Consider the following 10944-nt stretch of genomic DNA (forward strand, 5'->3'; position numbering starts at 1 on the left):
ATCAGGGTCGGCTTGAAGGAGGCCAGCTCGGCGGGGAGGTGGGCGGCATCATGCCCACAAGCTAGACCCGCGCCGCGCCCGTACGCGTCCTCCAGCAGTGGCGTTCGGGCGTACTCCCCCTGGAGTACGCCCGAACCAGGCCCGCCGCGACCGGATCAGCCCTCGGCGGCAGCGGCGGCGGCCTTCGCCTCCGCCTCCTCGAAGGTGGCCGAGGCCTCCGGCCGCGCCAGCGTGACCACCAGCTCCCCGTCGCTGACCTCCGCGATCAGGGTGTCCCCCTCCCGCACCGAACCGTCCAGCAGCAGGTTGGAGATCCGGTTGTCCAGCTCCGACTGGATCGTCCGGCGCAGCGGCCGGGCCCCGAACTCCGGCTGGTAGCCCCGGTTGACCAGGTACTCCTTGGCCGCCTCGGTGACCTCCAGCCGGACGTCCTGGGCCCGCAGCCGCCGCCGGCTGCGCTCCAGCAGCAGGTCCACCACCGACAGCAGGTCCTTCCGGGTGAGCGCGTGGAAGACGATCACCTCGTCGATCCGGTTGAGGAACTCCGGCCGGAAGTGCTGCCGCAGGTCCCGCATCAGGTCGTCCCTGATCTCGTCCACGTTGCCCGCGTGGTCGAGGATCCGCTGCGAGCCGATGTTGCTGGTCATGATCACCACGGTGTTGCGGAAGTCGACCGTACGCCCCTGGGAGTCGGTCAGCCGCCCGTCGTCCAGCACCTGGAGCAGCAGGTTGAAGACGTCTGGGTGGGCCTTCTCCACCTCGTCGAAGAGCAGCACGCTGTACGGCTTGCGGCGCACCGCCTCGGTCAGCTGCCCGGCCTCCTCGTAGCCGACGTACCCGGGCGGGGAGCCGACCAGCCGGGAGACGGTGTGCTTCTCCTGGAACTCGCTCATGTCGAAGCGGATCATCCGGTCCGGGTCGCCGAACAGCAGTGCCGCCAGCGCCTTCGCCAGCTCGGTCTTGCCGACGCCGGTCGGCCCGAGGAAGAGGAAGGAGCCGGTCGGGCGCTCCGGGTCGCCCATCCCGGCCCGGCCGCGGCGCACCGCCTGGGAGACCGCGGTGACCGCCTCGTCCTGGCCGATCACCTTCTGGTGCAGGTGGTCCTCCAGCTTGAGCAGCCGCTCCTTGTCCGTCGCGTTCAGCTCCGCGACCGGGATGCCGGTCCGGGAGGAGAGCACCTGCGCGATGTCGTCGGCCGTCACGTCGACGACCTCCTCGCGGGACTCGGCGACCGCCGCCAGCTCGTCCTCGGTCTGCCGCAGCTCGGTCTTCAGGTTGGCGGCCCGGACGAACTCCTCGTCCGCGACGGCCTCGTCCAGCTCCCGCTTCAGCTTGGTGATCCGGTCCCGTACCCCGGTCGCCTCGGTGGAGCCGCTCAGGCTGCGCAGCCGGACCCGCGCACCGGCCTGGTCCAGCAGGTCGATCGCCTTGTCGGGCAGGAAGCGGTCGCTGACGTACCGGTCGGAGAGCGTCGCCGCGGCGTCCAGCGCCTCGTCGGTGAACCGCACCTGGTGGTGCGCCTCGTACGCGTCGCGCAGCCCCTGGAGGATCTCGATCGTCTCCTCGACACTCGGCTCGGGCACCAGCACCGGCTGGAAGCGGCGCTCCAGCGCGGCGTCCTTCTCCACGTGCTTGCGGTACTCGTCCAGCGTGGTCGCGCCGACCACGCTCAACTCACCGCGCGCGAGCGCCGGTTTGAGGATGTTGCCGGCGTCCATCGAACCCTCGCCGCCACCGCCCGCGCCGACCACGGTGTGCAGCTCGTCCAGGAACAGGATCACGCTCTTCTCGGCCGCGGTGACCTCGTCGATCACGTTCTTCAGCCGCTCCTCGAACTCGCCCCGGTACTTGGAGCCGGCCACCAGCGCGGTCAGGTCGAGGGTGACCACCCGCTTCTCCCTGAGGCTCTGCGGCACGTCCCCGGAGACGATCCGCTGGGCCAGGCCCTCGACGATCGCGGTCTTGCCGACGCCCGGCTCACCGATCAGCACCGGGTTGTTCTTGGTCCGCCGGGAGAGGATCTCGACGGTCTGCTCGATCTCCTCGGCCCGGCCCACCACCGGGTCCAGCCGGCCCGAGCGCGCCTCCTCGGTGAGGTCGCGCCCGTACTCGTCCAGCGTCGGCGTCTCGCTCGGGTGGGCGCCCGTACTGCTGCGCTCGCCGCCGGTGCCGCGGCCCTCCAGCACCGACTTCAGCGCCTCCTGCGAGGGCGCCGCGTTGCGCAGCGCCACCCCGGCGCCCGAGCGCTCCTGGTCGAGCAGCGCGCCGAGGATGTGCTCCGGGCCGATGTACGAGGCCCCGGCCTCCTGCGAGCGGGCGTGCGCGGCGAGCAGCGCGCGCTTGGCCGAGGGGGTGAGCGCCGGCCGGCCGTCCACCGTCTCGGGGTTGCCGGACGGCAGGGCGTGCTCCAGGTCGCCGGAGAGCCGGTCCGGGTCGATCCCGGCCCGTTCCAGCATCCGGCGCGAGGGGTCCACCCGGGTGGCCGCCCAGGCCAGGTGCGCGGTGTCGAGGTCGCTGGAGCCGTCCTCGGCCGCCCGCTGCGCGGCCAGCGCGAGCAGCTCCTGCGAGGACTCGCTGAGCAGCCGCCCGATCGGCACCCGCTGCACGGCGGGCGGGGAGGCCAGCGGGCTCATCCCGAAGAACCGGCTGAGCAGGTCGGAGAACGGATCGTTCGATCCGAACGGGGGCATGGTCACGGCAAGTCACCTCTCCCAAGCGGTTTGCAGCCACACAAACACAGGCCGGACCGGCCCGCCCGTCGAGCCGACCGGGGCCGTCACCCGGCGTGCCCGGGCCCCGCCGCCACGGTCCGCCCGTCCGCCCGTACGGCCGGGGGCGCGATCACCCGGTGACCTGGTCCAGCAGCACGCCACCGCTGTACGTCACCGCCATCGCCAGCAACCCGCCCACGACGTTGCGCAGGACCGCCCGGGCCGGACCGGCACCCCCCAGCCGGGCGCTCGCCCAGCCCGACAGGGTCAGCGCGGCCACCACCGCCACCACCGTCACCACCAGCCGCCACGACTCCGGCGGCAGCAGCACCGCCAGCAGCGGCACCAGCGCGCCCAGCGTGAACGCCGCCGCGCTGGCCAGTGCCGCCTCCCAGGGGTTGGTCAACACGTCGGGGTCGATGCCGAGTTCGGTCTGCGCGTGGGCGGCCAGCGCGTCCCGCTCGGTCAGCGCCGTCGCCACCTCCCGGGCCAGGCCGTCCGCCAGCCCGCTGCCCCGGTAGTAGTCGGTCAGCTCGTCGAGCTCCCCCTCCGGGTCCTCCGCGAGCTCCCGCCGCTCCCGCGCCAACGCGGCCCGCTCGGTGTCCCGTTGGGTGCTGACCGAGACGTACTCGCCGGCCGCCATCGACATCGCCCCGGCCAGCAGCCCGGCCACCCCGGCCGCGAGCAGCGCCGTCCGGGAGCCCGCCGCACCCGCCACGCCGGTCAGGATGCCCGCCGTCGACACCACGCCGTCGTTGGCCCCCAGCACGGCCGCGCGCAGCCAGTTCAGGCGCGAGGACAGCTCCGCCCGCGACCCCCCGGCCTGCTCCCCGACCTGCTCCCCGACCTGCTCAGCCATCCGCCCACCGCTCCCAGGGGTCCGACCGGTCCCCCCGATCCTCGCCCGGCGCCCCCGGCCCCGCCACCCGCCGCCGAGCACGGCCCGCCGGCCCGAGCCCCCTCAGCCCGTGCACCGCCCGCCGGCCCGAGCCCCCTCAGCCCAACACCCCCTCAGCCCAGCACCCCCCGCCCGTCCAGCACCGCCGCCAGCGCCCGCCGCCCGTCCAGCACCGCCGCCAGCGCCCGCCGCAGGTCCTCCGGCTCCCGGTAGCGCACCCCGGTCATGCCCAGCGCCACCGCCGCGTCCACGTTCTCCTGGCGGTCGTCGACGAACAGGCACCGCTCGGGCGCCACCCCGGCCCGCTCGGCGGCGATCTCGTAGATCCGCCGGTCCGGCTTGGCGCTGCCCACCCGGGAGCTGTTCACCACCTCGTCCGCCAGGTCCGTCAGCCCCAGCAGCGCCAGGTCCTCGTCCAGCCACGCCGTCGCGTTGGTCACCAGCACCACCCGGCAGTGCTCCCGGGCCCGCCGCAGCAGCCCCACCACCGCCTCGTCCGCCCGGAACGGCGAGTCCGCGAACGCCTGCGCCAGGGCGCGCGCCTGTGCGTCCGTCACCCGGCCGGCCAGCCCCCGCGCGATCGAGTCCACCCACTGCGCCTTCCCGATCCGCCCGAGCAGCAGCGGGAGGTCGTTCTCCGGCGCGAACCCGACCTCCGCCGTGCTCCCCTCCGCCAGTCCCGCCGCCCGCTCCAGCTCGGCCACCCGGCTCCCGTCGAAGAACCGGATCACGCCGTCCACATCGCACAGCACCGCGTCGAACGCCACCTCAGCCATCCCACCTCCCTATCACCCGGGATCGCCGGCCCCCGTAGCGGGTGCGGCACGAGGACCGGGCGGCGGTCCTGGTCCGTTACCGGCCAGAAGGGGCGGAATCGGCCCGTCGGGCGGACCCGGGGGCCAAAACGGCACATTCCCGGCTGGCGTTCGAATAACAACCTCGACGTTCGATTGCAATGTTCGAAATGTGACAAGCCGCCCTACCACCCTGGCCAGCATCGATGCCGAATGTGACACACCGGAGTCGTTCAGCGACGGGCCGCAATCGAACGCCGATAAAAAACGAAGATTCACCCGTTGGAGTGACCCAGCTGGACATGCACCGTTCCGGAAAGGGAAAGTCTCGATGTCCTCAACAAGGGCCATTGGGGGGCTCCTATGGTGGAATCTCGCTCGAATCAGAAGACGATCGAGCAAAAAAGCGGAGTCGGATCGCTGCTCGGCGCTCAGAAGCCGAGTCGCTCCGCAACTCCCGGGGTCGGAAAACCGTGCGACGGCGGAATGCCGGCGGACACGTTCGACCCCGAGCTGTTCCGGGAGAATTCCGAGACGGTACTGAACCGGCTCGAAAGCCATCTGGCCGATTCCTCGATCAGAGGGCTCGAACTCATCGGCCCCGAAACGCTGACCCTGGCCGCCAGGGCCCTGATGACCTCCGAGCGCGAGAAGATCGCGGCCTTCGACGAGAAGCGGCTGGACGCGATCACCGACCTGTACATCAGGACGGGGATCCAGGTCCACTCGCCGGGGTACATGGGCCGGCAGTTCTCGGGCGTGGTGCCGCTGGGCGGGGTCGTCGACTTCGTCAGCTCGGTGGTCAACCAGCCGTCCTCGTTCTACGAGGCCGGCCAGCTGCCCAGCGTGGCGGAGCGCATCATGGCCGAGGAGCTGAACCGTTTCATCGGGTGGGAACCGGACTCCTTCGCCATGGTGACCACCTCGGGCGGGTCGCTGGCCAATCTGACCGCGCTGCTGGCAGCCAGGAACAAGATGTTCCCCGGCTTCTGGTCGGACGGCAGTCCGTCGGGGGACGGTCTGCCCCGCCCGGCCATCGCGGTCGGCGCGGACGTGCACTACAGCGTCTCGCGGGCGGCCGGGATCCTGGGGATCGGCGAGTCGCAGATCGTCCGCCTGCCGATCAACGCGGAGCAGCAGATCTGCCTGGAGCAAGTGCGGCCCGCCCTGGCGGCGGCCGAGCAGCGGGGGCTGAAGGTGTTCGCCCTGGTCGCCTCGGCCGGCACCACCTCGGTCGGCGCCTTCGACCCGCTCGACGGACTCGCCGACATCGCCCGGGAAGCCGGCATCTGGCTGCACGTGGACGGCGCCCACGGCGCCAGCCTGCTGGTCTCCGACCGGCTCCGGCACAAGCTGCGGGGCATCGAGAAGGTCGACTCGGTGGCCTGGGACGCGCACAAGATGATGTTCGTCCCGGCGCCCTGCACGCTGCTGTTCTACCGGAACAAGGAGGACAGCCTCGGGGCCTTCCAGCAACGCGCCAGCTACGTCTTCGACGAGGAGCCGGACCGCTACACCGAGCTCGACAGCGGAGCCCGGAACTTCGAGTGCACCAAGCGGCCCATGATCATGCCGCTGTGGACCCTCTGGTCCGTCTACGGCCCGGCCCTGTTCGCCGAGAAGATCGAGTACCTCTGCGACCTGACCGGGGAAATCCACCGGATTCTCCTGGACGAGCCGGATTTCGAGACGCTGCACCGCCCGGAGGCCAACATCCTGTGCTTCCGCTACCGACCGGCAGAACTTCCGGACGACGGCGTGCACCGCCTCCAGGTGGCGATCAGGAACCGGATCAAAATCCGGGGGAATTTCTTCATCTCCAAGGTGAACATCGACGGGGTAGCCGCCCTGCGCGTGGTGATGATGAACCACCAGATCACCGCCGAACACTTCCGGATGCTGCTCGGCGAGATCAGGCGGGTCGGTACCGACCTCCTGGCCGACGCCCGCTGAGGGCCGCCGAAGAACCGTGCCCGAACAATCCCTGCCGAACGAACGACGGCACATGAACACGTGAATAACAGAAGGACGGGGAATTGACGATGAGTGCAGTGAGTGTCGCGCCCGACCGGCCGGCGGCACCCGGCGGCATCGACGAACTGGCGAGCTGGCTGATCCCCGAGTGGGAGCTGAATCCGGAGTCGGTCGACGCGGTGGAGAAGCTCCCCTCGTTCGCGAGCAAGCTCCGCGAGTGCGAGCGGGTCTGCCAGGCGCCGTACAGCGAGGTGTCGCACGAGCTCCAGGACGCCCTGGTGCTGCGCCGCCTGCAGCAGATGGTCAACACGGTGCGGCTCAACCCGCTCTGGCGCAGCCGCCTGTCGGGCGCCGGCGTCGACGCCGCCCCGCGGACGTACGAGGACTGGCAGCGGATCCCGCTGTCGGACAAGGAGACCCAGCGCGAGTTCTTCATGGGTTCGCGCCCGGGCATGGTGGTGCCGCTGGCGCGCGGCGGCTTCGAGATCGTGGCCAGCGGCGGCACCAGCGGCGGGACGCCCCTGGAGTCGGTGTACTCGCTGCGGGAGCTGCGGGACACCTACGAGGTGGCCGGCCGCTTCATGGGCACCTACCAGCTCGCCAAGTACCTGCCCGGCACCGACCCCAAGTGGCTGTACACCACGCTGGCGGACTACCAGATGTGGAGCAGCGGCACCATGGTGGGCGGCGTGCTGGCCCAGGTGCCGGGGGTCAACTACATCGGCGCTGGACCGGTCACCGCCCCGGTGCTGGAGCACATGTTCTCCTACCCCGGCCCGAAGGCGCTGATGGGGATCACCGCCGGCATCGCGATCCTCAGCGAGCTGGGCGCGGGCATGAGCCAGGAGGCCAAGGAGAGCTTCCGGGTGGCGCTGTACGGGAGCGGGGTGCTGCCGCAGCGCAAGCGGGCGGAGCTCAAGGCGATGTACCCGAACCTGTCGATCCTCAGCTACTTCGCCGCCACCCAGGCCGAGACCATCGGGCTGCAGCTGACGGAGGAGTCCCCCTGCCTGGCGGCCGTGCCCGGGCTGCACCTGGTGGAGATCGTCGACGAGAAGGGCCGCTGGGTCGCCGAGGGCGAGGAGGGCGAGCTGGTCGTCACCCGGCTGCACGGGCACGAGGCCCCGCTGCTGCGGCTGAAGCTGGGCGACCGGATGATCCGCCGCCCCCGGCTGGACGGGCCCGGGCTGAAGACCGGCCAGTTCGAGTTCGCCGGCCGCACCGGGGACATCCTGCACCTGAACGACAGCCAGTACTCGGCCCCGCGCGCGTACGAGGCGGTGCGGGACGACCTGCTCAAGGCCACCGCGATGGACCTGGACGTGGTGGCCCACGAGATCCAGTTCGTGAACCACCGCGAGGGCAAGACGATCACGCTGCTGGCCTCGGTCGACGACGTCGCCGGTCTGACGTACCGGATGGACGCCGCGCTCGGCCCGTACGGGGTCCAGCACGTCTTCGTCAACGCGCTGCCCCGCTCGCTCTCGCTGTTCAACCAGGGCGAGGCGAACCCCGCCTCGATCGAGAAGACCGGTTACCGGTTCCTGGTCAAGTTCGTGCCCCGGGCGTCCACGGAGATCGAGCGGACGTCGGTCGGCAAGGTGCCGCTGGTGCGCGACCGGGGCTGACCAAGCCGGCGGGGCGGTACGACCGCCGCTCCGGAACGTTGGTTCGAGGAATGGAGTGAGGATGAAACCGCAAGTGAACATCGCCGTCGTGGTGGACGTGATCGGCGCGCTCTCGGACAAGTCGCTGCTCAACGGCAACCTCTGCCTGATCGACGACGGGTCGTTCGACAGCAAGAACCAGGGGACGCCCGACCTGGTCACCGTGGTGGTCCCCGGCCAGGTGGTCCAGTGGTCCGCCCTGGCGGTGGACCTGCAGACGCCCGTCGAGATCCGGAGCATCAGCTTCGTGCCGGCGGACGGGGCCGCGGACGCGGCCGCGTACGGCGTCGACCCCGCCGCTCCGGCCGGCTCCGCGGTCGAGGGCGTGGACGCCGGTGCGGCGGACGGCGCGGACGGCGCTGCGCCCGCCGACCACCGGGTGTCGGCCGGCCAGCTGGACCTCAACGTCTGGTCCGGCGTGGTCCCGCCGTACCTGGTGCCCGGGGTGCCGTACCGGTACCGGCTGGAGCTCCAGATGTACGAGGGCGAGCACAGCGTGCTGCACATCGACTCGCCCGCACTGATGTGCCTGTAGGCGGAACACCGACAAGGAGGGTGGGCGCATGGCCCAACAACTGGCGATCATCGTGCTCGTGGACGTCGGCAACGCGCTGGAGTCCCGGACGCTGACCGGCAACACCTATCTGTTCGACAACATGAAGCTCCACGGCTCCCTGAACCAGGGCACCGGCGAGCTGGTCACCGCGATCAACGGCAGCTACTGGAGCGACGGCTCGCAGGCCGGCGAGCAGGTGCTCAACTGGCTCCCGTACAGCCTCGGTTCGATCCCCCCGACGGTGCCCCGCGGCTACCAGACCACCCGGGCGCGGGCGGCCGAGAAGGAGGCGCTGGCGGAGCTCGCGAACCTGAGCGAGAAGGCCGGGGTCGCGAACGGCGACACCGAGGCCGCGCTCACCCGGATCCGGCAGACCGTCGGCACCAGGGTCAACGGCGCCTCGCGCACCGCGGCCCTCTCCGGGCAGCGGGTCCTGGACGTCACCGGCCGGGTGGTCTCCGACCACGGCCAGGACACCCACAGCTACCCGGCGCCGGTGATCACCGACATCTTCGGCGAGGCGGTGGACGAGAAGATCATCTACCCGGCCGAGTACGGCTCCCCGGACCTGGTCACCGACGGCTGGTACTGGTCGGCGACGATCGACACCTCCCGGCCCGGCACGTACAGCTACAAGATGCGGATCCAGCTCCACGAGCTGATCCAGCGGGCGGGCGAGTGGACCTGGGAGCCGGTCAACCTCACCTGCGAGTCGAAGCTCCGGATCACCGCGGAGCCCAAGCGGAACGGCTTCACCGGGGCGGGCGTGGGCTACCTGCCGATCGCCCCGGCCGCCTTCGGCTGAACCGCTGTCCCAGGAAGTCCCCGTAAGGACGAGGAGGAGTAGATGACCACCAAGCCACGGCTGAAGACCACGCCGAAGCGCCCGATCTCGATCACCGCGGTGGTGGACTGCGTGGGCATGCTGGCGCCCCAGAGCACCCACGGCCACCTGTACCTGTACGACACCAACAAGGCCGGCGGGTCCGCCGACTTCGGCACCGAGGAGCTGCGGACCAAGGTCAAGGCCGGCGACCAGCTGCTCTGGAACGTGCTGGCGCTCGAGTGCGAGGCCTACGTGGCCATCGACGGGATCGAGATCGACCACGAGGTGTGCGAGCCGGTCCGGAAGGTGTACCCGGGCACCGACGTCGCCTACTGGACCGGGACGGTGAAGAAGGACGCCGCGTCCCCCGTGCCGTACCGGATCCGGTTCCGGCTGGGCACCCAGGCCGAGCCGATCACCACCACCGTGTCGCCCGTCCTGGTCGGCCGGGCCACCTGACCGCTCCGCGCAACGGACGGCTCCGGGCGGGTGGACCGCCCGGAGCGGCGCGCTCGAAGGAGGAACCTTGACAACCACGGCAAGCAGCGCCACCGAGGGGAAGCAGAACCCCGGGCAGCTGAACTCGGTCCAGCTCAACGTCGTCACGCTCGTGAACATGGAGCGGGCCACGGCCAACCGCTCGCTGGGCGACGCGATGTACATGATGGACAACAGCGTCGGCGGGTCCGGCCAGGGCACCCGGCAGCTGGAGACGGTCTGCAAGCAGGGCCAGGTGATCAACTGGATCATCCGCCCGCTCGACATGGAGCGGCGGCTGGACGGCACCTGGCCGCCCATGCCCAAGATCAACAACATCGTGGTCCTCGACACCGAACTGGGTGACGAGGAGGACGTGGCCGAGCGGAAGCTCTTCACCGAGCTCAAGATCTACGGCATGCCCGACCGCATGCGCTCCCCGCTGACCCCGGTCTACTACTACTGGGCCGGCACCGTGCTCAGCACCGCCAAGCCCGGCCTGTACCGCTACCGGCTGGTCGTCGAGCTGGAGCAGGAGGGCACCAAGGAGAAGCTCTACCTCAACACGGTCGACCACCCCGCCCTGCGGGTCCTCGAGGTCTGACCCGGCCCCGGCGCCGACACCACGAGAGCCCGGTGCCCCCGACCATCCCGGTCGGGGGCACCGGGCTCCCTGCTGTGGGCGCGGACGGTTTCGAACCGCCGACATCTGCTTTGTAAGAGCAGCGCTCTACCACTGAGCTACGCGCCCCCTGCCGTGGCCCGACCGGGCGCACGACGAGAGCCTAGGGTACCTGGTCCCGGGAGGTGGTGGGGGACGGGCGCCCGGTGAGGGGCGGGGCCGTGCGGCGGGCGGGGTGGGAGGGGGTGCCGGGCCGGCGGGGGGATCGGGGAGAATGGGGGCCGGATCAGCGGGTCGGAGCAGGGAGCGCGCAGTGACGGTGGCCGGCGGGAGCGGGCGGGGGCGGCGTCGGGCGGGAGCGGCACTGGCCGACGCGTTGGTGGTGCCGGTGGCGCTGGCGGGTGCGCTGGCCGCGGTCG

General features: G+C 71.2%; 9 protein-coding genes and 1 tRNA gene. 6 read left to right on the forward strand and 4 right to left on the reverse strand.

Annotation, left to right across the window (positions count from 1 at the left end; genetic code table 11):
* Nucleotides 1–155 precede the first annotated feature (155 nt).
* The 3 genes from AE652_RS23985 to AE652_RS23995 all read right to left on the reverse strand — a co-directional run bounded on the left by AE652_RS23985 (nt 156) and on the right by AE652_RS23995 (nt 4385).
* The gene (locus tag AE652_RS23985; protein WP_369808324.1) at nt 156–2690 is read right to left on the reverse strand and encodes an ATP-dependent Clp protease ATP-binding subunit; all 2535 of its coding nucleotides are present in this window, start codon (nt 2688–2690) and stop codon (nt 156–158) included.
* A 151-nt stretch (nt 2691–2841) separates the two neighbouring features.
* Nucleotides 2842–3570 (reverse strand): VIT family protein, encoded by a 729-nt coding sequence (locus tag AE652_RS23990; RefSeq protein ID WP_049654893.1) that lies wholly within the window; start codon nt 3568–3570, stop codon nt 2842–2844.
* Between the two features lie 152 nt (nt 3571–3722).
* Nucleotides 3723–4385 (reverse strand): HAD family hydrolase, encoded by a 663-nt coding sequence (locus tag AE652_RS23995; protein WP_049654896.1) that lies wholly within the window; start codon nt 4383–4385, stop codon nt 3723–3725.
* A gap of 504 nt (nt 4386–4889) precedes the next feature.
* Here AE652_RS23995 and AE652_RS24000 point away from each other — a divergent pair.
* The 6 genes from AE652_RS24000 (at nt 4890) to AE652_RS24025 (ending at nt 10507) form a co-directional block, all read left to right on the forward strand.
* Nucleotides 4890–6356, forward strand: coding sequence for a pyridoxal-dependent decarboxylase (locus AE652_RS24000; RefSeq protein ID WP_049654898.1), 1467 nt, complete (start codon nt 4890–4892; stop codon nt 6354–6356).
* Nucleotides 6357–6445: 89 nt separating this feature from the next.
* Entirely contained in the window at nt 6446–8005 is a 1560-nt protein-coding gene (locus AE652_RS24005) for a hypothetical protein (RefSeq protein WP_159028541.1), read from the forward strand.
* A gap of 61 nt (nt 8006–8066) precedes the next feature.
* Nucleotides 8067–8579, forward strand: coding sequence for a hypothetical protein (locus tag AE652_RS24010; RefSeq protein WP_159028542.1), 513 nt, complete (start codon nt 8067–8069; stop codon nt 8577–8579).
* Nucleotides 8580–8607: 28 nt separating this feature from the next.
* Nucleotides 8608–9405, forward strand: a complete 798-nt coding sequence (locus AE652_RS24015; RefSeq protein WP_049654903.1) for a hypothetical protein — start codon at nt 8608–8610, stop codon at nt 9403–9405.
* A 42-nt stretch (nt 9406–9447) separates the two neighbouring features.
* On the forward strand, nt 9448–9885 hold the full coding sequence (locus AE652_RS24020; protein WP_049654906.1) for a hypothetical protein: 438 nt from the start codon (nt 9448–9450) through the stop codon (nt 9883–9885).
* 67 nt (nt 9886–9952) lie between these two features.
* Nucleotides 9953–10507, forward strand: coding sequence for a hypothetical protein (locus AE652_RS24025; RefSeq protein ID WP_049654908.1), 555 nt, complete (start codon nt 9953–9955; stop codon nt 10505–10507).
* Between the two features lie 75 nt (nt 10508–10582).
* Here AE652_RS24025 and AE652_RS24030 read toward each other — a convergent pair.
* A tRNA-Val gene (locus AE652_RS24030) sits at nt 10583–10654 on the reverse strand.
* Nucleotides 10655–10944 lie beyond the last annotated feature (290 nt).

Source organism: Kitasatospora sp. MY 5-36 (assembly GCF_001182915.1).
In the GTDB taxonomy this organism is placed as follows: Bacteria; Actinomycetota; Actinomycetes; order Streptomycetales; family Streptomycetaceae; genus Kitasatospora.